The following is a 21,621-nucleotide window of genomic DNA, read 5'->3' as shown; positions in this document are numbered from 1 at the left end:
GAATACTGGACCGAGTTATAATCACCCTAGTCGATACTGTGCTGTCCGGCAAAACAATGCCCGCGCGGCATTGCCAGCAAACGCCCGAAGCCTTCTACGGGCTCGGGATGCTCTAGCGCACAAAGCGCCGCAAACAGGAGAGCTTGATTCGAGCTTATCACCGGCTTCCCGACAGTTGCCTCCAGCCGGTCCAGCGTTTCGACACTGCGCATATCGGTGCACGATAAGACAATCGCCTCGGCCTCTGGATGGTCGGCATTCAGGCCAAGTTCAAAGACCGCGTCCGGGCTTAGCGCACCTTGCCCTTGGTTTCCAAGCGTCTCTGACACCTCTGACCTTCGAACGGTTTCGACGCCCTCTGCCGCGAGGAACGCAACCGCCATGTCGTTGATGGCGGGCACATAGGGCGAAGCAAAGCCGATCCGCGTCACGCCAAGCGCGGTCAGGGCCCTCGTGATCGCTCCCGCAGCGGTCACCGTGCGGGCACCGCAGCTGGTGCTGATCCGCGTGGACAGGGCGCGGTCGAACTCTGGCCCGTGGGTCAATGTCGCTGAGGTGCAGCCATAGATAACTACATCGGGCCGGACGCCCATCAAAAGCTGGAGAGGCCCTTCGAGGTCCGTGTCGCCAAGGCCCTGCATCTGGCTTTCATCTGGGATTTCGTGTTCGTCATAACCGCCCATCCGGGCGAAGTGCATCGATACGCCATCAGGGCGCATCAGGGCCATGTCGGGTTCAAGGTTGGTATTGGTAAACGGCACCAGAATCCCGAACCGGGCGCGTCCGCGAGAGGTCTTCATTCCGGGTTCTCCTGCTTCCAGTGGATGAGCGCCTTAACAGCGGCCTGAAGGTCCGGCGACGGACCGATTGTCATGCGCAAGGCATGCGGCAACCCGGCCCCGGTCTGAGGACGCAGAAAGATGCCCTGTTGCTTAAGGTGTTTGTCTACACGCTGCGCAAGGTCCGGGCGGTCCATATCGATCAGAAGGAAGTTGGTGAAGCTTGGGAAGATACTCCAACCGGCTTGAGTCAGTTCGGTTGCGGCCCAATGACGCAAACGCACCGTCTGCGCGCAGGTCTCGCGCATATAGGCGTCATCGGCGACGGCTGCGGTTGCTGCCGCCTGCGCCGGGGCCGAAACGCCGTTGGGGTTCAGTACTTTGCGCAGTTCGGTCGTGACTGCGCTCGGAAAATAGCCCCAGCCGACGCGAAACCCCGCCAGACCGTAGGCTTTCGAGAAGGTGCGCAGGACGGCTGTGTTACCGGGGTCGACCATGTCGAAACACCGCTCGTTCAGGTGGTCGGCAAATTCGCCATAGGCTTCATCGATGATCAACAGAATGTCAGCGCGCAGCCCCTCCCTCAGGCGTAGCAGCTCAGACATACCGATCCGGGTTCCGGTCGGATTTCCGGGGTTTGCCAGAAAGACAAGTCCCGTATCGGGTTGTACGGCGTCCAGCAAGGCATCGACGCTGACGACTGCATTCGCCTCGGGCGCGGTGTCGAACCGCGCGTTGGCCATCTGCGCGGCGGTGCGGAAGAACGGATAGGCATGGGCCGGGGCCAGGACGGCGCGGTCCGGGCTCGCATAGACCCGCGCGATGCAGTTGATCAGGTCAAGAGACCCGCTACCGCAGAGGATATTCTGGGCCTCCAATCCGTGTCGGTCTGCCAATGCATGACGCAGGTCCATCCAGTCTGGATCGGGATAGAGCATGCTGTGCCCCAGAACCCCGGCTGCCGCAGCAACGGCCTTTGGGCTCGGTGGACGCAGGCTTTCATTCTGGGACAGCGAGACCAGCCGTTGCCCATCCGGGACATCCAGACTGGCCAGGGCATAAGGTGCCATGCGAGCGATATGGGGGTTCGGATAACTCATGTCGGCCCCCGGTAGAGGGTCTGTGCTGCGTCTTCGCTGACAAGCCCGGCCTGCACATCGCGCTGCAGATCTTCGTCGTAGCGCTGGGACGGTGGGCCAAACCCACCCCCGCCGGGGGTTTCGAAGATCAGCGTTTCCGAGGGTCTTATCCGATATTCGCCCTTGCCCGAAAGGTCCTGCCCTTCGGCTCCGATACGAATGCGCCCCGGCGCGCCGCTGTGCCCGCCTGCGCGCCCTTTGGCGGGGTTCAGGACCCTCTCGACCGACAGAAACAGCATCAGGTCCTGATCTTTTGATGCGCTGAGTTCGATGCGTTGCCCCAACCCGCCCCGGAACCGGCCCGGGCCGCCTGAGTCGGGCCGCAACTCGCGGCGATGGAACAGGACCGGGGCAACCGCCTCGGTTGTCTCGATCTGGCTGCCCCAAACGCCGCTGGGGAATGCGGTGGCTGACAGCCCATCCAGCGCAGGCCGCGCGCCTGTGCCGCCGTTGAAGACCAGCTCCAGTGCGAACAGGTCGTCGCCCTTGTCCTGCGCCTCGGCCGCGTGGCGCAGCGGAAGGTCGTACATACAGGACGCGCCCTCGGCCGGGACCTGATCGGGCAAAGCTTGTGACAGGCAGCCATAGACAAGATCAGGCGTCATTTGCCCCAGCGTATGCCGCATCGCCACCGGGGCAGGGGCTTGGGCGTTCAGTATGCATCCCGCGGGAGCTGTCACACGGAAGGGCCCAAGCGAGCCTGCATTGTTCGGGATATCCGCACCGATCACGCACCGCAGGGCGAAGACCGAATAGGCGGTGGCATAGTTCAGTGGCACGTTGATCCCTTTGCCCACGCAACCGGCGGTGCCGTCGAAATCCAGCAGCAGATGGTCGTCCGCGATAGTCAGTGCCGCGTGCAGTTCGATCTGCTCGTCATAGCCGTCAACCTTCAGCATATGCCGCCAAGTGCCTTTGGGCAGGGCCGTGATGGCCTCGACTGTTCCGCGGCGCGAGGTCTCGACGATGTAGTCTGAGAGCGCGTGCAGATCGGTGAGGCCGAACTCATCCATCATCTGCACCAACCGCGTCGCCCCTGCCTCGCAACAGGCGATCAGGGCATAGATATCGCCTTCGTTGGCAATAGGTTCGCGTGAATTGGCTTTGACGATCTCCAGCAAAAGCGCGTTGACCGCGCCCCCGCTGACCAGTTTGCAGGGCGGGAGCAGCAGCCCCTCGTCATAGATGTCGCTGCCTTCTGGTCCCATGCCCAGCCCACCCAGATCGACCAGATGCGAAGTGCAGGAGGTAAAGCCGATCACCTCATCGCGATAAAAGACCGGCATCATCAGAAGGAAATCATTCAGATGCCCCGAGGCGATCCAAGGGTCATTGGTCATGTAGATATCGCCGGGCCGCATCTGCGCCAACGGAAAACGGCTGCGCAGGGTTTTTACCGCTTCGGCCATGGTGTTGATATGCCCCGGCGTCCCGGTCACGGCCTGTGCCAGCATGCGACCCTTTGCGTCGAAAATCCCGGCTGAGATATCCCCGCATTCGCGGACAATCGGGCTGAAGGCGGCGCGGATCAGGGCCTGTCCTTGTTCCTCGACCACGGCCAGCAGCCGGTTCCACATGACTTGAAGGCGGGTATCTGCGGGTGTCATGAGCGTGCCTCTTTCTTGCGGGTCAGCCAAATGTTGCCATGTGCGTCGATCATGGCGCTGAAATCGGCGCTGACGAAGGTTGCGGTCTGGGCCTCGATGATCAGGGCGGGGCCGTCGATGGTGTCTCCGGCGGACAGATCGTTGCGGTCGAACACCCCCGCCTTGCGCCAGTCAGAGGTGACGTCGCACAGGATATTTCGCGCGCTCTGCGCATGTTTTCGCGTGCTGGCAGGTGCCTCTGCGCCGGATCGCAACGCCGGTGCGACCGAACTGACAGAAAGGCCCCAGTTGAGGATTTCGATCTCCATCCCCGGGACGGTGCGGCTGAACTGACGACTGTATTCGACCTCGAACGCAGCCCTCAGGGTGGGCAAGTCTTCGATGGTCAAAGCCTTGTCTGGCAGATCGATTTCGATCTCATGCCCCTGACCGTGGTAGCGCATGAACGCCACGCGCCGTCCGGTTAACGCCCCGGTCGGAGCGCCGGCGCGCACAACGGTTTCCGCCTCTTGCTGCATCGCATCGAGAAAGCTGTTCAGCCCGTCTAGGTCCAGTGTCTCGAACCGTGCATAGCGGGACCGAATGATCTCATACGAGACCGGCGCGAACAGGAACCCGACCGCCGATCCTACGCCGGGATCGCGTGGGATCAGAATGCGCTCCATCCCTGCCCGGCGTGCCAAGCGGGTCGCGTGCAGGGGGCCGTTTCCACCAAAGGCGATCATCACGCGCGGCTTCAGGTCCTTGCCGGATTCAACCGCATGCATACGCCCGGCGCTGGCCATGCTTTCATCGACGATCTCGCTCACGGCAAATGCCGCCCTGTAGGCCTCAAGCGCCAGCGGCTGCCCGACATCGCGGGCCAGAGCCGCCAAAGCGGCGTCTGCGTCGACAGTCAGCCGTCCTTCCGCAAAGCGCGCGGGGTCGATCAGGCCCTGTGCAATATCGGCATCGGTCACAGTAGGATACTGGCCGCCTTGGCCAAACGCGGCAGGGCCGGGATCAGAGCCCGCGCTTTCTGGGCCGATCTGCACGCGACCCAGCCGGTCGACACGAGCGATGGAACCGCCACCCGCGCCGATCTCGATCATCTCTATGACCGGGATGCGGACGGGCATGCCCGAACCTTTGATAAACCTCTCGGCCCGCGCGATTTCGAACTTTCGCGCAGTTTGTGGGCGGAAATCGTCGATCAGGCACAGCTTGGCCGTGGTACCGCCCATATCAAAGGATAACACCTGAGACTCTCCCACCTCCTGCGCGATGCGCGCGGCCAGAATGGCCCCTCCGGCGGGCCCGGACTCAACCAGGCGGATGGGCAGGCGGGCGGCGGTTTCCAGCGTAGTCATCCCGCCACCTGCGGTCATCATCAGGATAGGGCAGGTAAGACCCATCCGGGTAAAGCGGGCCTCGAAATCCGTCAGATACCCGGCCATCAGTGGTTGGATATAGGCATTTGCGATGGTGGTGCAGAGCCGGTCAAATTCGCGCGCTTCGGGGCTGACCTCGTGGCTGAGAGAGATGACAAGTTCGGGCAGCTGCGCGGCCAATAGCGCCTTCAGGCGTAGCTCGTGTGCGGGGTTGGCATATGCATGCAGCAGGCAAATCGCGACCGCTTCGACCTGCAGCTTCCTCAGCGCCTGTGCCAGATCTGTGACCTGCGCCTCGTCCAGCGGCTGCAACTCGCGACCCTGCGCATCCATGCGTCCGCCAATGGTCAGGGCATGGGTGCGCGGGACGATCAGGTCTGGTTTGACCAGATTCAACTGATACTGGCTATAGCGCCGCTCGTAAGCGATCTCGAGGATATCGCGAAATCCTCGGGTCGTGATCGTTGCGGTGGCCGCGCCGCGCCGCTCGATCAGGGCGTTGGTGGCCAGTGTGGTGCCATGGATAAAGCCACCGATCTGATCCCAGCCCGCACCGGCTTTGGCCAGCACCCGCTGTGCCCCGTCGGCAGCGCCGATGGCTGGTTGCTGCGGGGTGGTGGGTGTTTTCGTGGTCGCAATGATCTCAGAGGCTTCATTCACCAACACGGTGTCGGTGAAGGTGCCACCGATGTCGGTGGCCATGCGCAATCCGCAGGTTTGAGGCATTGGGTTAACAGTCAGGGAAGGTTTGTCTGGCCCGAAGGCGGCTCAGGCGCGTGCCGCGCAAAGCGGGGTCAGACGACCAGATCACATCCGGTCTGGCGGCGCGTCATTGCCTGGATCGGTTCGATCAGCACACCCGTTGCCTTTCTCTGCTGGCTGCCCGGAATACTGAGACACCGAACCCGCCTGCGTCAATCATTCTTTTCGCGTCTAGGGCGCCTGCTCGGCCAACAGCCTCTCAGCGATGGCCGAGGTATCGTCCAGATGATCCTCGACCGCTTTTGCAGCCAGCGCCGCATCGCCCGATGCTATGGCATCGCAGATCGCCTGCATGTGTTCCGGCCCCGGTCGGCTGCGCCGGGTCGAGGACAGGGTCATCATGCGCAACCGGCTGATCCGACCGTTGAGGCGTTGCACGATTTCCCATGCTACATGATCGCCCGCACCTTCGAATATCTCAGAGTAGAAACCGGCGGTTGCGCGAAACAGCCCGCCGGGAGTTTTCTGGGCAAACTCCTGCTTGAGCTGCGCCAGAGCCGCGCGCAACCGGTCGGCGCGCGCAGGCGTAATGTTCTGTGCACATTTACGGGCAGCAGCAGTTTCCAGCATCCGGCGGATTTCATAGATTTGCCGCGCATCATCCCAGCTCATGCGCGCCACAATCGGTCCGCGCCCGGGCAGGATTTCCACCAGCCCCTCGGCCTCAAGATAGCGGATCGTCTCGCGCACCACCGTGCGGCTGACCCCAAGCTGGTCACACAAGGGTCGCTCGACCAGCCGCTCTCCGGGCTTGAAATGCCCTTCGATGATCGCGTCCCGCATGCGGTCCTGCACCATGTCCCGCAGGGTCATGGGCGGTTGTTCAATTCTGGACAGCGGGGGCGTCGTCATGGTTGCGGTCATAACAATGCGGGCGTTCCGGTGCAACGGGATTGACTTATGATATTATGGTATACCATAAATCAGACAGAGAATCGAGCCGTCAGGTGCAGCCATGCCAGCCGAAATCCGCAAAACGCTTCTTCATGTTGAGGATACCCTGATCGAAGGTGGCAAGGCGGCCCCACAGCCGCTGAGGATGATTGCCGCCGTGGCCGTGATCGGAAACCCTTGGGCAGGGCGGGGCTTTGTCGAGGACCTCGGGCCAGAAATCCGCGATTGTGCGCCCGGACTCGGGCAGTTGTTAACTGGCATGGTTCTGGACGCCGCAGGTGGCGGTGACAAAGTCGAAGGCTATGGCAAATCCGCCATCGTGGGTGTGAATGGTGAGGTCGAGCATGCCTCGGCCCTGATCCACACGCTGCGGTTCGGCAACTATTACCGCGAGGCGGTGGGTGCGAAATCCTATCTCGCCTTCACCAATACGCGCGGTCCTGCGAATGCACCGCTGCAGATACCGCTGATGGACAAGAATGATGGCGGGCGGCGCAGCCATTATCTGACCATTCAGCTGTCAATCGCCGACGCGCCCGCTCCGGATGAGATCGTGATCGCCCTCGGCGCTTCGGTTGGGGGCCGCCCGCACCACCGGATCGGTGATCGCTATCAGGACCTGAAAGAGCTGGGCCATGACGTTGACAACCCTGCAGCTGTCTGAACCCTTCGGCACGCTTAGCTATCGCGTTGCGGGGCAGGGTGAGCCGGTGGTGCTGATCCATGGGGTCGGGATGCAATCCGCTGCATGGGGTCCGCAGCTTGAGGCGCTGTCTGCGGCGCATCGCGTCATCGCGTTGGACATGCCCGGGCATGGCGGATCATCGCCCTTGCCCGAGGGCGCGCAGCTTCCGGTCTTTGTCGATTGGTTTCACGCTGCTTTAGAGGCTTTGGAGTTGGGACGCGTCAGCCTTGTGGGCCATTCCATGGGTGCGCTTGTGGCGACGGGTTTTGCGGTCACCTATCCTGAGGCTGTCATCCGAGTTGCTTTGCTTAATGGGGTATATTGCCGCCGACCCGCGGCGCGCGCCGCGGTCGAAGCGCGTGCCGATGAAATAAAGTGCGGGAGTTTTGATCTGGAGACCCCGTTGAACCGCTGGTTTGGCGATAATCCAACCGAAAAGGCCGCCCGCCGAGCAGTCGAAGGCTGGCTGTCTGAGATCAATCTGGCGGGTTACGCAACCGCCTATGGGGCTTTCGCGCGCGGAGATCGCACCTATGCCGACCAGTTGTCTGCGATCACTTGCCCGTTTCTTGCGATCACTGGGGATGGGGATCTGAATTCGACCCCCGCGATGGCGCAGCAGATGGCGGCAGCCGTCGTACACGGGCAATCGGTGATCATCGAAGGGCACCGGCATCTGGTCAATCTGACCGCGTCCGATCAGGTAAACGTGGCCTTGCAAGATTGGCTAACGTGGGATGCAGGCCATGACCCAGTTTGATCCACGCGAGTTGCGCAGCGCGTTCGGAGCTTTCATGACCGGTGTCACCGTGGTGACGACGCATGACGACGAAGGCGCGCCGCTGGGCTTTACGGCCAATTCGTTCACATCCGTGTCGCTCGATCCGCCTTTGGTGTTGGTCTGCCTTGCCAACAGCTCGCGCAACTATGCGGCCTTCGCCGCCACGCAGGGGTTTGCCATCAACGTGCTGTCCGAAGCGCAAACCGAGGTCTCCACCACGTTCGCGCGCCCGGTCGACGACCGGTTCGCAGTGGTCAACTGGCGGCCGGGGCCACATGGCGCGCCGATCTTCGAAGGCGTGTCGGCATGGTTTGATTGTTCGATGTTCAGGACCGTCGAGGCAGGCGATCACCTGATCCTGATGGGCAAGGTCGAAGCGTTTGAAAATAGCACACATCCCGGTCTCGGCTACGCCCGCGGTGCATATGTCACCCCAGCGGCCGAAGCAGAGGCGCTGAACAGCCGGGCAAACCTGATCGTCTCGGCCCTGATCACGCATCAGGGCAGGGTGCTGTTGGTCAGGGAGGCAAATGGCACACTGATGCTGCCCGAGGCCAAGGTTGGCAAAGATGGTGCATCAACCGCATTGCGGAGGTTGATCAAAGCCAGCGGGGCCGAGGCTGATCCGGGCTTTATCTACTCTGTCTACGAGGATGAGATGCGCGAAACCCAGCATATCTCATTCCTGTGTCAGGCCAGCTGCGATGAGCCCGAACAGGGCGCGTTCTACGATCTCAACGCGCAGACGCTGGACGATCTGGCCGATCCCGTGGTGCGCGTGATGCTGCAGCGTTTCGCGTCGGAAAGCCGGATGGGGAACTTCGGGACGTATTTTGGCAATCGGGACAGCGGCACAATACGCCCTGTCCATCAGGGGGTTGAGCGATGAAGTTCTCGCTGTTTGCACATATGGAGCGAATTTCTGCGGATGAGGATCAGAAGCAGATTTATGACGAGTTCATCGAGCTGTGCAAAATCGCTGATCATGGCGGCATGCACGCGATCTGGACGGGCGAACACCACGGTATGAACTTCACCATCGCCCCGAACCCGTTTCTAAGCCTTGTAGACGTGGCGCGCCATACCAGCCATGTCAGGCTGGGGACCGGAACAGTGATCGCGCCGTTCTGGCACCCGATCCGGCTGGCGGGTGAAGCCGCGATGACCGATATCATCACCGACGGGCGGCTTGAGGTCGGCATCGCCCGCGGCGCCTATTCCTTTGAATATGAGCGTCTGATGCCCGGTATGGATGCCTGGGAAGCCGGTCAGCGCATGCGCGAGATCGTGCCGGCGGTGAAGGCGCTGTGGCAGGGGGATTACGAACATGAAGGTGAGTTCTTTCAGTTCCCCAAAACCACCTCGGCCCCGCTTGCGTTGCGGCCCGAGGGTCCGCCGATCTGGATCGCGGCGCGTGATCCCAACAGCCACGAATTTGCGGTGGCCGAGGGGTGCAACGTGCAGGTGACGCCCCTGTGGAAGGGTGATGCAGAAATCTCGGATCTGATGGACAAATTCAACGCGGCATGCGCGAAATACGCTGACAAACCGCGCCCGAAGATCATGTTGCTGCAGCATACTTACGTCGCCGACAGCGAAGAAGACGCCCGACTGGGTGCCGAGGAACTCAACCGATTTTATTGCTATTTCGGGGCATGGTTCATGAACCAGCGTGACATTTCGCAAGGCCTGATCGAACCACTCAGCGACGACGAAATCGCCGCCCACCCGTTCTACAGCCCCGAAGCCATGGCGCGGGACCTCGTGATCGGCACCTCTGATCAGGTGATACGGCGGCTGCAAGGGTATGAGGCATTGGGCTATGATGAATATGCGTTCTGGATCGACAGCTCTATGTCGTTTGATCGCAAGAAAGCCTCGCTTGAGCGTTTCATAAACGAGGTGATGCCCGCGTTTGCCTGATCACCCGGAGGGACGAAACATGCAAAGCTTTCAGCACTATATCGGCGGTCAGTTCGAAGACCCTGTTCGGTACTTTGAGAGCGTCGACCCGGCGACGGGCGCCCCATGGGCGCGAATGCCCCAGGCAACACCGGACGATGTGAACCGCGCTGTAGACGCCGCCCAGCATGCTTTTGTCTCGGCTGACTGGGTCTCGATGACCGCCAGTGCGCGCGGCAAGTTGCTATTGCGCCTTGCCGACCTGATTGCCGAGGCCGCCCCGCGTCTGGCTGAGCTTGAGACCCGTGATACCGGCAAGATCATTCGCGAAACCACCGCTCAGATCGCTTATGTGGCAGAATATTATCGTTATTATGCAGGGCTGGCGGATAAGATCGAAGGCGCGCATCTGCCCATCGACAAACCGGACATGGAAGTTTGGCTGCGGCGCGAGCCGGTAGGGGTTGTGGCGGCGGTTGTGCCGTGGAACTCGCAACTGTTTCTGTCTGCGGTCAAGATCGGGCCTGCGCTGGCGGCTGGCTGCACTGTGGTGCTCAAGGCCAGCGAGGACGGCCCCGCGCCGATGCTGGAATTCGCCCGTATCTTCGATCAGGCCGGTTTCCCGAAAGGCGTGCTGAGCGTCATCACAGGTGGTCCCGAGGTTGGTGCCACTCTGACAAGTCATCCGAAAGTGGCGCATGTGGCCTTTACCGGTGGGCCTGAAACCGCCCGCCATATCTTACGCAACTCGGCCGAGAATCTCGCCTCAACCTCGCTGGAGCTGGGTGGCAAATCCCCCTTTATCGTGTTCGACGACGCCGATCTGGAAAGCGCGGTGAATGCGCAGGTCTCGGGCGTTTTTGCCGCGACCGGGCAAAGCTGCGTGTCCGGGTCGCGCCTTTTGGTGCAGGCGGGGATCAAGGATGCGTTCCTCGCCCGGTTGAAAGAAAAGGCCGAAGCGATTGTCATCGGTGCACCGGATCGCATGGAGACCGAGATCGGCCCACTGTGTACCGTGCGCCAGCGCGACCGGGCTGAGGCTTTGGTTGCGCAATCCATCGAGCAGGGGGCGCAACTGGTCACGGGCGGGCAGGCCTTGGACCGCGACGGCTACTACTTTGCACCGACCATTCTGGATTGCGACACCGCCCCGAACGCCGCCTGTTTAAGCAACGAGTTCTTTGGCCCTGTGCTTTCGGTCGTCAGTTTCACCGATGAGGCCGAGGCCATTGCCATCGCAAACGACACGCAATACGGGCTGGCCTCGGGCCTGTTTACCCGCGACCTGACCCGCGCCCATCGCATGATCCGCGCCATTCGGGCGGGAATTGTCTGGGTGAACACCTACCGCGCGGTCAGCCCGATTGCACCCTTTGGCGGCCATGGTCTGTCGGGTCACGGGCGCGAAGGCGGGATCGAGGCCGCGCTGGACTATACAACCGTCAAAGCCGTCTGGCTGCGCACCAGCGATGATCCGATCCCGGACCCGTTTGTGATGCGTTAAGGCGGGTTATTTGCCTTTCCAGACGGGATCGCGCTTTTCGGCAAAGGCCTTGGCCCCTTCCAGCTGGTCTTCGCTGGCATACAGCACATCGACGGTGCGCAGTTGGCGTTTGGTGATGCGGTTCATGGTGTCCTGAAACTTGGCGTCCTCGGCATCGCGCACAATCTCCTTTATTGCGGCATAGACCAGCGGCGGCCCCGAGGCGAGCAGGCGCGCCAATTCCCACGCGCGATCCATCAGCTGATCGGCCGGAACGATCTCATTCACCAAACCCCAGCGGTTGGCCTCTTCGGCATCGAACCAGCGCCCGGTCAGCAGTAATTCCATTGCGATGTGATAGGGGATACGCTTGGGCAGCTTGACACTGGCGGCATCGGCCACGGTGCCCGAGCGGATTTCGGGGAGCGCAAAACTGGCGTGATCGGCGGCAAGGATCATGTCGGCCGACAGTGCAAGCTCGAGCCCGCCACCGCAGGCGATGCCATTCACGGCAGCAATGACGGGCTTGTTCATGTCGCGCAGTTCCTGCAAGCCGCCGAACCCCCCGACGCCATAGTCACCATCGACCGCATCACCATCGGCCGCGGCTTTCAGGTCCCAACCGGGACAAAAGAACTTCTCGCCCGCACCTGTCAGGATCGCGACGCGTAGGTCCGGGTCTTCGCGAAACTCGGCAAAGACGTCGCCCATGATGCGGCTGGTGGCCAGATCGATGGCGTTGGCCTTCGGCCGGTCCAATGTGACCTGAAGGATCGCCCCTTCGCGACGGGTTTTGATCGGGTCCATATCTCAGGCCTTTCTGATAAGGGCATCCACGGCGACCGCCCGATCGGGCGTGCACAGGAGCGGGTTGATCTCGACCTCGCCAATCGTGTCGGCGTTCTGCATCACATAGGCCTGTAAGGCTTCGACTGCGGCCACGATGGCATCCATATCAGCCGCTGGTTGGCCGCGATAGCCTGTCAGCAGCGGCGCGATCTTCAGCCTTCCAAGGGCGGCGCGGATGTCATCAGGTGTGCAGGGCAGCAATAACGATGCGGTGTCGCGCAGCACCTCGGTCAGCACGCCGCCCGCGCCCAGTGTCAGCACAAAGCCATGGGCCGGGTCGCGGATGACGCCAACCAGCAGTTCGGCGACAGTGCCGGTGATCATCTCTTCGATCAGAATCTCATCGGTGCCGATCCCGGAGGCGACCTGTGCCACATCGCATGCCCGAACATTCAGTCGCACTGCCGAATGCTCGGATTTATGTGCCAGCCCCACGCCTTTGATGGCGAAAGGCTCGGCCATCTCTTGCGCCGTCGCATGGGCCTGATCCGGGCCGCTGACCGTGCGGTTCTGCGGGATATGTAGCCCACAGGCGGCCAGCGCCTGTTTTGAGTCGCCCTCGGTCAGAGTCCGATGCGCCTCGGCGATACCGGGCAAACAGACGGGAAGCGCTGAAGGCGCGGCCACCTCTCCCGCCGCACGAATGGCAGCGAGCGTTTCGCGCAATCCCATGAACGGCACGACGCCCCCAGCTATGAGGTCGCGGGCGACGTCCTCGGGCAGAAGCTCGGGCAGAGTTGCGGCTATTGCGAAGCGCGCGCCGGTTGTCGCGCGCACCTTCTGGGCCGCGCGCGTGGCGCAGGTCCAGTCTGTGGGGTCGGTGGTTGGATAGTCGACGATCGAGACGGTCAGGTCGATGTTCTTACCGGTCATGCCGGACCATGCCTGTGCCATCGCCTCTTCGTCACGCCAGATGTAAGTGTGGTAGTCCAGCGGGTTATTCAGCGCGACCATCGGCCCCAACGCCCCGCGCAGATGCGCCTTTTGATGGCCGGTCAGAGGTGGAAAGGTTAGCCCTGTGCCAACGGCCATGTCCGCGATCAGACTGGCCTCACCCCCCGAACAGCTGATCGAGGCGATGTCGCTGCCCGGCAGAGGCCCATAGCAATGCAGCAGTTTCAGCGCCTCAAGAAAATCGGGCAGGGTGGACAGGCGCGGGATGCCAAGACGATCCAGCAGCGCCTGCGCCCCCGCATCACTACCCGCCAGCGAAGCCGTGTGCGAAACCGTTGCCGCCTGCGCCTGTTCCGACGCCCCAACCTTGAGCGCAACCAACGGGACGCCTTTCGCATGGGCCTTGGCTGCCAGCGCCTCCCATTCGCGCAGATCCCCGAACCCTTCGATATGAAGGCCAACAGCCGTAACACGCGGGTCGTCGATCAGGGCCGAGGCGATCTGCGCCTGACTGGTCTGCGCCATGTTCCCACAGGTCACCATATAAGCAATCGGCAGGCCGCGTTTCTGCATGGTCAGGTTGATCGAGATATTCGAGCTTTGCGTCAGGATCGCAACACCGGTATCCACCGGGGTCGCCCCGTGCTGGTCCGGCCACAGCAATGCACCGTCCAAGGCGTTGATGAACCCATAACAGTTGGGCCCCAGAATGGGCATGTCGCCCGCCGCTGCGATCAACTGCGCCTGAAGATCATGGCCGGTGTCATCCTCGGCCGCTGCCTCGGAAAAGCCCGAGGCGAAGCACACCGCTCCGCCCGCGCCCATGCGGGCCAGCACCTGAACTGCCTCAATCGTGGCATGGCGGTTTACGCCGATGAACACTGCGTCGGGGGGCTGGGGCAGGCCCTTAAGATGGCCATAAGCCATGTGACCTGCGATGTCCGTGGCCTTGGGATGCACGGGCCAGATGTGGCCCGCATAGCCCATACGTTGGGATTGCAGGATGACCTGCTGGCACCACGCGCCGCCGCCCACGACGGCGATGGATTTGGGGCGCAGCAGCCGGCTGAGGTCCTTGGTGATCATCAGGCACCCAGCGGACGCAATAGATCGCGGCTGATGATATGGCGCTGGATTTCACTGGTGCCGTCCCAGATGCGTTCAACGCGGGCATCGCGCCAGAAGCGCTCGATCGGGAAGTCATCCATCAGGCCCATGCCGCCGAAGATTTGTAGCGTCGTGTCGGTGACCCGCGCTAGCATCTCGGACGCATAGAGCTTGGCCGAGGCGATCTCGCGATTAGAGGGCAGGTTTTCATCCAGACGCCACGCAGCCGACAGGGTCAGCCAGTCGGCGGCATCAATCTCGGTGATCATGTCGGCGATCTGGAAGCCCACGCCCTGAAACTTTCCGATCGGCTGACCGAACTGCTTGCGTTCTGCGGCATAGTTCAGCGCGTAGTCGAAACACCGCCGTGCCCGCCCGACCGAGAAGGCAGCGACCGTCAAGCGGGTGGCGTAAAGCCAATCGTTCATGACCGCAAAGCCGCCATCGACCTCGCCCAGAACCTGCGCATCGGGCAGGCGGCAATTGTCGAAATAGAGGATGTAGTTCTTATAGCCTTTGTGGCTGACCGAGTTATACCCCTCGCGCACCTCAAACCCCGGCGTGCCGCGATCCACGAGGAAGGTAGTGATGCGCTTTTTCGGCCCTTTCGGAGTCTCATCCACGCCGGTGGCGATGAAGACGATAAAGAAATCCGCATGCTCGGCCCCCGAGATGAAGTGTTTCGAGCCGTTGATGACCCAGTCCCCGCCATCGCGGGTTGCCTGACATTTCATGCCTCGCACATCCGAGCCCGCATCCGGCTCGGTCATCGCCAGCGCGTCCATCTTTTCGCCGCGCACGGCGGGCAGCAGGTAGCGTTCGCGCTGTTCGTCGTTGCAGGCCATCAGGATGTTCTGGGGGCGACCAAAGAAATGCGTCAAAGCCATCGAGCCACGACCCAGTTCACGCTCGACCAGGGTGAAATCAAGATGTGACAGCCCTGCGCCGCCGACCTCTTCAGGGAAGTTGCAGGCATAAAAACCCAGATCGATGCATTTCTGTTTGATCTGCTCACCCAGCTCATGCGGGACCTGACCTGTGCGTTCGACCTCGGCCTCATGCGGGTAGATTTCGTTCTCGACAAAGCTGCGAACGGTCGAGACGATCATTTCCTGTTCTTCGGACAAACCAAATTGCATGGCATGTGATCCCTTGCTGTCTGGTTTCCGATGAAACGTGATTGTTTGATCTTATGATATGCAGTAATCGCCAGATATCATGCAGAAATAGAAAAAGATGACACAGAGATATAACATTCTGCTATTTGACGGGTTCTCGAACCATTGTCTGGCCAGCCTTGTCGAGCCGCTGCGCGCCGCGAACACACTGGCGGGACAGGCGCTTTATGCGTGGCGATTCTATGCGCTGGATGGCGCACCTGTGCAAAGCTCCAGCGGGTTGCGGGTGACGCCGGATGGGGCGCTGGGGGTCGAAACGGGCGATGTGCTGGTTGTCATGCCGTCCTATGGGTTTCTTGATCTGGCGGTCCCCGAGACACTGCGCGCGTTGCGCCGTGGCGCGACGCGGCATGCCAAGCTGGCCGGGCTGGATACCGGTAGCTGGCTGCTTGCCTGCGCCGGTCTGTTAGAGGGTTGCCAAGCGACCATTCACTGGGATGAGCTGTCGCGCTTTGAAGAGGCTTTCCCCGAGGTCGACGCCGTGCAGGAGCGCTTTGTGATTGACCGTAACCGGATCACCTGCTCCGGCGCGATGGCGGCTTATGATCTGGCCACCGCGTTGATCCTTGCCGATCACGGGCCGCTTTTGTCCATGGAGGTTGCGCATCTGCTGATGAACCGTAGCGAGCCGGGCGCGGCTGCCCTGCCGATGAACTCGGGCGACAGTCTGGTGAACCGGGTGCTGAGCGTCATGCAGAACACGCTGGAGGCTCCGTTACGGATCAAGGATATTGCCCGGCAGCTGGGTTGCTCGCAGAAGAAGATCGAAACCCGCGTACAGGCGGAATTGGGAACGACACCGCAGGCGCTTTATCGTCGCTTGCGGTTGAATCTTGCGCGCAAACTTGCGGCCGAGACCCGGCAATCGGTGGCCGAGATCGCCGGTCGTTGCGGGTATGAGAGTGCCAGCGCCATGACCCGAGCATTCAGGGTCGAGTTCGGGCGGACCCCGACCGCCTACCGCAAAGACGGCTCGGCTCACGCGCGCATGCGCGAGAACTCCGGGTCGTAGGGCGAAGGGGCAATCACTTCGGCCCCGACCATGTCCCCGCACAGATCAAGCTGCATCAGACTGCCAGGGGCCGCGAAGGCCGGTTCGACAAAAGCATAGGCAAGGTTCAGCCCGACGCGGTGGCCCCAATCCCCCGAGGTGATCGTACCCACAACCTTGCCGTCCAACATCAGCGACGCGCCGCCATGCGCAGGCGCGCTTGTGGTGTCGAGCTTCAGGCTGACCAGCCGCTTGCGCGGACCTTCCGACTGGCGTTTCAGCAGCGCCTCACGACCAATGAAATCGCCTTTGTTCAGCTTCACAAACCGATCCAGCCCGGTCTCAAAGGGGTCGAATTCGGTCAACAGATCGGCTTTCCAATGCAGGAACCCCTTCTCCATCCGCATCGAGTCGACCGCTCGCGCGCCGAACAGCTTCAGCCCGTGCGCTTTTCCGGCCTGGTGCAGCGCAAGATAGGCAGCGTACAGCGAGGCGTTGGGGACGTGGATCTCATAGGCCAGCTCACCCGAGAAACTGATATTCAACACCGTGGCCGGGGCGATGCCGACAAAGCATTCGCGCACCGAAAGCCATGGGAACGCGTCGCGGGACCAGTCGCCGCGCGCGCAGGCAGACAGCACATCGCGCGCCTTGGGGCCAGCCAGAACCAGAATGGTCTGGTCATTGGTCAGGGATCGCAGTCGCACATCCTCACCGTCGCGCAGATGTGCTTGTAGCCAGTCCATATCGTGATACTCGCTGGCCGCTGCCGAGCCGTACCAGACCCGCGCCGGGCCGCGATCGCTGGCGGGCAGGTTCGCGATGGTCGCCTCGGCTTTCACCATGCCGTGGCGGTTCAGCAGATAGCCCAGCCCCACGCGCCCGTCGCGCTTCATTACGGCACCGCACATCATCCGGTCGAGAAAGCTGTGCCGGTCTGCGCCGGTGATCTCGATCCGGTTGAAGCCGTTCACCTCGGTCAGGCCGACATTGGTCTGGATATTCTGAACCTCGGCGGCGACCAGATCGAAGGCCTCGTCAAAATTGAAGCCTAGTGTGGGGTGAAAGTCGGGCGACGGCTTGATGTAATCGACCCGCTCCCACCCGTTCACGACGGTGAACTCGGCCCCTTTGGCGGCCAGCACGGGTGTCAGCGGGGTGGTCTTGGCGGGTCGGCCCGCAGGGCGGTGTTCATGGGGGAAGTGGAACCGGAATTCGTTCTGATAATCCTCGATGGCTTTCAGCGCGGTCAGTTCCACATTCGCATGGCCGGTAAAGCGGCGCGGGTCGAGGCACCATGTATCATAACACGCCTCGCCATGCACGATCTGTTGCGCCAGCAGCCAGCCGTGGCCGCCGCCTTCGCCCAGACCTGCCCGCAGGCCGATGATGCAGAAGGCGTTGCGCTTGCCGGGGATCGGACCGACCAGAGGCGCGCCGTCGATTGTGTAGGTGATCGGGCCGTTGACGACGGTGTGGATGCCGACCTCCATCAGCGCGGGCATCCGGGCAAAGGCTCCTTCCAGAACATCGGTCACACGGTCCAGATCATCGGGGCAGAGCGCGTTGACAAAGTTCGGATCGATCCCGTCCATGCCCCAAGTCTTGCAATCCTGTTCGTAGAACCCCACCAACAACCCATCCTTTTCCTGACGGCAATAATAGTCGCTGATCGGGCAACGCAGCAGGGGCATCCGATGACCCGCCTCGCGGATCGCGGGGATTTCTTCGGTCAGGAAATATTGATGCTCCATCGAGGCGACGGGGTGATGCACGCCCATCATGGCGCCCACCTCGTTCACGCGGTAACCGCAGGCGTTCACCACGATATCGCAGTCAATGTCGCCATGTTCTGTGTGCACGGTCCATGTATCATCCTTGTGCTGGGTCAGCGCAGTAACAGGTGTATTCCGATAAACCTCGGCCCCGGCCTTGCGCGCACGTCGCGCCAGCGCCTGACAAAGCTGCGCCGGGTCAATGTCGCCATCCAGTGGGTCCCAAAGCCCGCCCAGCAGGTTCTCGGTCGAAATCAGCGGGTGGCGGCGGGCACATTCATCGGCGTCGATCACCTCAAAATGCACATCCATACCACGGGCCATGGATGCGAAATGGTGATAGCCCTGCATTTGCTCTGGCGTGTTGGCCAGACGGATACCGCCGTCGCCATGATGGTAGTTGATCGGATAATCCGGGTCCTCGGCCAGTTCCTTGTACAGGTTGATCGAGTGTGTCTTGAGGCCAACCATCGTCTGGTTCATGCCGAAATTGGTCACCTGCGCGGCGGAATGCCATGTGGTGCCGCTGGTCAATTCGTTGCGCTCGACCAGCACCACATCGGTCCACCCTTCGCGGGTCAGGTGGTACAGCGTTGAGCAACCGGCGATGCCGCCGCCAATGACGACCACCTTGGTGCGCGATTTCATGCAGGGACCCTCCGCCACGTTTTCCGGGATTAGGGCGGTTTGGGCTGGGGTTCTCAAGAGGAGGTATAGGTGCGCGCAAAATATCGAAAACTAATCCATAATATTTCGTACTAAAACGGTTTCCGTTGAACGCGGGGCGGCGGCTCCTTTGAATATCCGCAGCAAGCGGGTCGAAAGGATGGTCATGTCAGCACGGCAAGGAAAGCGGGCCGGTCGAAAGGGCCGTCTGGCGCAGCGGGCTGAAAAACCTGCGTTGGATCCGTGTCCTCCCGGGCAGCCGGGGGGCAGCTACAAGCCGCTGACCGAGGCCGAGCTGGAGCGGATCTATTCGACCGCACTTGATCTGCTCGACCGGCTGGGCATGGGTGAGGTGCCGCCGAGGCTGCATGCCGATCTGTTGGCTGCTGGCGCGCGCGACACCGGCGAGGGCCGGGTGACCTTCCCGCCGCAGCTTGTCGAACAGGCCATCGATCAGGCGGCCAAGACCTTTGTCCTGCATGGCCGCGACGAGGCCCGCTCGATCGAGGTCGGTGGCAACCGCGTGCATTTCGGCACCGGAGGGGCGGCGGTTCAGACGCTGGACATGGAGAGCGGCGTCTATCGCCCGTCGACCCTGAAGGACTTGCATGATTTCACGCGGCTTCAGGATGTGCTGGCCAATGTCAGCTGGTTCACGCGCTGCTGCGTCGCGACCGATGTGCCCGAGATCTATGATCTGGATGTGAACACAGTCTATGCGCTGCTGAAGAACACCACCAAACCCACCGCGACCTCATTCACGGTGGCCGAGCATGTCGCCCCGATTGTCGAAATGCTGGATATAGCGGCGGGCGGGCCTGGTGAGTTTTCCAAACGCCCCTTCATGAAGGCGCATATCAGCCCGATCATCTCGCCGATGCGCTTTGGCGAGGATGCCGTGGACGTCGTCTACGCCTGCATCGAACATAACATTCCGATGTCCTGCATCACCGCTGCGCAGGCGGGGGCGACCGCGCCCGCGACGCTGGCGGGGTTTCTGGCCCAATCGCTGGCTGAGACGCTGGCCAGTCTGGTGATGGTCCATGCCATTCAGCCCGGATTTCCCATGGTGTTCTCGAACTGGCCGCTGGTCATCGACCTGCGCACCGGCGCGTTTTCCGGCGGCAGCGGTGAGACGGCGGTGCTGAACGCGGCATCGGCGCAGCTGTCGAACTGGCTGGGTCTGCCTTCGGGCGTGGCCTGTTCCATGAGCGACGCCAAGGCTATTGATGCGCAATACGGGATGGAAAAGGGGCTGACCTCGATGGCGGCGGCGCTGGCGGGGGGGAACCTGATCTATGAAAGCTCGGGCATGACGGCGTCTTTGCTGGGGGTGAGTTTTGAGGGGTTCGTGCTGGATGACGAGATGCACTCGAACACCTACCGCACCCTGCGCGGCATCGAAGTGACCGAGGAAAACCTTGGCTTTGATGCGATTTGCGAGGCGGTTCTGGGCGAGGGGCATTTTCTGGGCGGTCAGCACACCTTTGCTGCAATGGAGCGGGATTATTTCTATCCCAGCCTCGCCGACCGGGATGAGCCCCGGACTTGGGCCGAAAACGGTGCACAAGATGCGTGGAGCCGCGCGCGCCAGAGGGCGCAAGAGATTTTGCGTGATCACCAGCCCACTTATCTGACGCCCGAGCAAGACAAGGCGATCCGGGCACGGTTCAACATTCTCTGAGCGGTTGGCCTACTGGATTAGTCCGAACCGGTCGTCCAGCCATGGGTTGTCTGCGTGCAGGGGCGCCAGGATGCGGTCGCGGATCAGAGTGCGCGTCTTGGTATCGACCAGTTCGATCACCGACCGCGAACAATCCGGGGTCGCAACCAGCGCCAGCGTGCGAGAGAAGCTTTTGCCCGGAAAGGGATGCATCTTCAGCTTTGGCTGAAACCGTTTGGCCCGCGAAAACAGCAGAGGGGTGGTGATGGTCCATCCGGCACCGGCGGCGACCATGGACATCAGCGTCTGGTTATTGCTGCACTCGAACCGATGGGGCGATGAAAACCCCATCCGGCGCAGTTGCGATTCAATCTGCCGCGCAATGATCAAAGAGCTGGAGAAACGCAGGAAAGGCAATTTCGTGCGGCCCTCGACGATATCGGTCAACGATTCGTCATTGACCTTTGGCAGCACGATCACAAACGGGTCGCGCAGCAATGGGCGATCCTGAAGGTCGCGCATCTTTTCCGTGGGCGTGGTGGAGATACCCAAATCGAGCTGCCGGTCGCGCAGCATCTCGATGATCGTATGGCTGGTGTCGGTGTGATACAGAAAATCGCAGGCGGGCATATTGGCCGACAGGTACACGGCCAGTTCGGGGATGATGTCGCTGTCAAAATCCTCGATCGTGCCAAAGCGCAGATAGCTGGCCTCGGCAATGCTGCCCGCCGACGCTTCGGCCTTGGCCTTGCGGATCAGATGCAGCGCGTCATCGATATTACGCAGGAATACATGCCCCTTGGGCGTCAGCACCATGGGGCGGCGCGCGTGATTGAACAGCTCGACGCCCAGATGATCCTCGAGGTTGCGCAGATGATGCGAGATCGTGCTGATCGTCAGGCCGGTTTCCTTCGCGGCCGCTTGCAGCGACCCCTTCTGCGCACAAATCTGAAACAATTCCAGCCATTTGAGGCTGAGGTCCTTGGGGGCGGTTTGGCGAGGCATAAGGGGTGTCTCGTTCAGCTTGGGCGCGTTTTGGTCATGGCATTGGGGTCTTGATATCAGAAGCTTGAAATCCGGGCGCGATATTCTGCAA

17 protein-coding genes are annotated in these 21,621 nt (G+C 61.7%); 7 read left to right on the top strand and 10 right to left on the bottom strand.

The window, feature by feature from the left end:
- Positions 1-26 precede the first annotated feature (26 nt).
- From ACR3EN_RS17690 to ACR3EN_RS17670, 5 genes are all read right to left on the bottom strand, one after another.
- Entirely contained in the window at positions 27-800 is a 774-nt protein-coding gene (locus tag ACR3EN_RS17690) for a maleate cis-trans isomerase family protein (protein ID WP_480820699.1), read from the bottom strand.
- Positions 797-1,879: a pyridoxal phosphate-dependent aminotransferase gene (locus ACR3EN_RS17685; protein ID WP_480820701.1), complete on the bottom strand. Its 1,083-nt coding sequence runs from the start codon at positions 1,877-1,879 to the stop codon at positions 797-799. Before ACR3EN_RS17685 ends, ACR3EN_RS17690 begins: the two co-directional genes overlap by 4 nt.
- The gene (locus ACR3EN_RS17680; RefSeq protein WP_480820703.1) at positions 1,876-3,525 is read right to left on the bottom strand and encodes a hydantoinase B/oxoprolinase family protein; all 1,650 of its coding nucleotides are present in this window, start codon (positions 3,523-3,525) and stop codon (positions 1,876-1,878) included. Before ACR3EN_RS17680 ends, ACR3EN_RS17685 begins: the two co-directional genes overlap by 4 nt.
- Positions 3,522-5,597 (bottom strand): hydantoinase/oxoprolinase family protein, encoded by a 2,076-nt coding sequence (locus tag ACR3EN_RS17675; RefSeq protein ID WP_480820705.1) that lies wholly within the window; start codon positions 5,595-5,597, stop codon positions 3,522-3,524. The genes ACR3EN_RS17680 and ACR3EN_RS17675 overlap by 4 nt, the downstream gene beginning before the upstream one ends.
- A gap of 231 nt (positions 5,598-5,828) precedes the next feature.
- A complete protein-coding gene (locus ACR3EN_RS17670; RefSeq protein ID WP_480820707.1) occupies positions 5,829-6,509 on the bottom strand; it encodes a GntR family transcriptional regulator in 681 nt (226 codons plus the stop codon).
- Between the two features lie 103 nt (positions 6,510-6,612).
- Here ACR3EN_RS17670 and ACR3EN_RS17665 point away from each other — a divergent pair, with 103 nt between their 5' ends.
- From ACR3EN_RS17665 to ACR3EN_RS17645, 5 genes are read left to right on the top strand one after another with little or no spacing between them, the layout of a single operon-like run.
- Positions 6,613-7,215 (top strand): amino acid synthesis family protein, encoded by a 603-nt coding sequence (locus tag ACR3EN_RS17665; RefSeq protein WP_480820709.1) that lies wholly within the window; start codon positions 6,613-6,615, stop codon positions 7,213-7,215.
- Positions 7,187-7,996: an alpha/beta fold hydrolase gene (locus ACR3EN_RS17660; RefSeq protein ID WP_480820711.1), complete on the top strand. Its 810-nt coding sequence runs from the start codon at positions 7,187-7,189 to the stop codon at positions 7,994-7,996. The genes ACR3EN_RS17665 and ACR3EN_RS17660 overlap by 29 nt, the downstream gene beginning before the upstream one ends.
- Complete coding sequence (locus ACR3EN_RS17655) at positions 7,983-8,906, top strand: flavin reductase (protein WP_480820713.1); 924 nt, start codon at positions 7,983-7,985, stop codon at positions 8,904-8,906. The genes ACR3EN_RS17660 and ACR3EN_RS17655 overlap by 14 nt, the downstream gene beginning before the upstream one ends.
- Positions 8,903-9,940 (top strand): LLM class flavin-dependent oxidoreductase, encoded by a 1,038-nt coding sequence (locus ACR3EN_RS17650; RefSeq protein WP_480820715.1) that lies wholly within the window; start codon positions 8,903-8,905, stop codon positions 9,938-9,940. Before ACR3EN_RS17655 ends, ACR3EN_RS17650 begins: the two co-directional genes overlap by 4 nt.
- A gap of 19 nt (positions 9,941-9,959) precedes the next feature.
- Positions 9,960-11,423 (top strand): aldehyde dehydrogenase, encoded by a 1,464-nt coding sequence (locus tag ACR3EN_RS17645; protein WP_480820717.1) that lies wholly within the window; start codon positions 9,960-9,962, stop codon positions 11,421-11,423.
- A 6-nt stretch (positions 11,424-11,429) separates the two neighbouring features.
- Here ACR3EN_RS17645 and ACR3EN_RS17640 read toward each other — a convergent pair whose 3' ends face one another.
- From ACR3EN_RS17640 to ACR3EN_RS17630, 3 genes are read right to left on the bottom strand one after another with little or no spacing between them, the layout of a single operon-like run.
- A complete protein-coding gene (locus ACR3EN_RS17640) occupies positions 11,430-12,209 on the bottom strand; it encodes a carnitinyl-CoA dehydratase (protein ID WP_480820719.1) in 780 nt (259 codons plus the stop codon).
- A 3-nt stretch (positions 12,210-12,212) separates the two neighbouring features.
- A complete protein-coding gene (locus ACR3EN_RS17635; RefSeq protein WP_480870418.1) occupies positions 12,213-14,231 on the bottom strand; it encodes an acetate--CoA ligase family protein in 2,019 nt (672 codons plus the stop codon).
- Positions 14,231-15,391 (bottom strand): acyl-CoA dehydrogenase family protein, encoded by a 1,161-nt coding sequence (locus ACR3EN_RS17630; RefSeq protein ID WP_480857838.1) that lies wholly within the window; start codon positions 15,389-15,391, stop codon positions 14,231-14,233. Before ACR3EN_RS17630 ends, ACR3EN_RS17635 begins: the two co-directional genes overlap by 1 nt.
- A 97-nt stretch (positions 15,392-15,488) precedes the next feature.
- Here ACR3EN_RS17630 and ACR3EN_RS17625 point away from each other — a divergent pair, with 97 nt between their 5' ends.
- Entirely contained in the window at positions 15,489-16,442 is a 954-nt protein-coding gene (locus tag ACR3EN_RS17625) for a GlxA family transcriptional regulator (RefSeq protein WP_480820725.1), read from the top strand.
- Here ACR3EN_RS17625 and ACR3EN_RS17620 read toward each other — a convergent pair.
- Positions 16,409-18,844 carry a GcvT family protein gene (locus tag ACR3EN_RS17620; RefSeq protein ID WP_480820727.1) on the bottom strand — a complete coding sequence of 812 codons (2,436 nt, stop codon included), beginning with the start codon at positions 18,842-18,844 and terminating at the stop codon, positions 16,409-16,411. The genes ACR3EN_RS17625 and ACR3EN_RS17620 overlap by 34 nt on opposite strands.
- A gap of 184 nt (positions 18,845-19,028) precedes the next feature.
- On the opposite strand from ACR3EN_RS17620, the gene ACR3EN_RS17615 reads away from it, so the two are divergent.
- Complete coding sequence (locus ACR3EN_RS17615) at positions 19,029-20,546, top strand: trimethylamine methyltransferase family protein (RefSeq protein WP_480820729.1); 1,518 nt, start codon at positions 19,029-19,031, stop codon at positions 20,544-20,546.
- A 9-nt stretch (positions 20,547-20,555) separates the two neighbouring features.
- On the opposite strand, the gene ACR3EN_RS17610 is transcribed toward ACR3EN_RS17615, so the two are convergent.
- Positions 20,556-21,530 carry a LysR family transcriptional regulator gene (locus ACR3EN_RS17610; RefSeq protein WP_480820731.1) on the bottom strand — a complete coding sequence of 325 codons (975 nt, stop codon included), beginning with the start codon at positions 21,528-21,530 and terminating at the stop codon, positions 20,556-20,558.
- Positions 21,531-21,621 lie beyond the last annotated feature (91 nt).

Source organism: Ruegeria sp. G7 (assembly GCF_056535465.1).
This window is presented reverse-complemented; position numbering and strand designations above follow the sequence as displayed.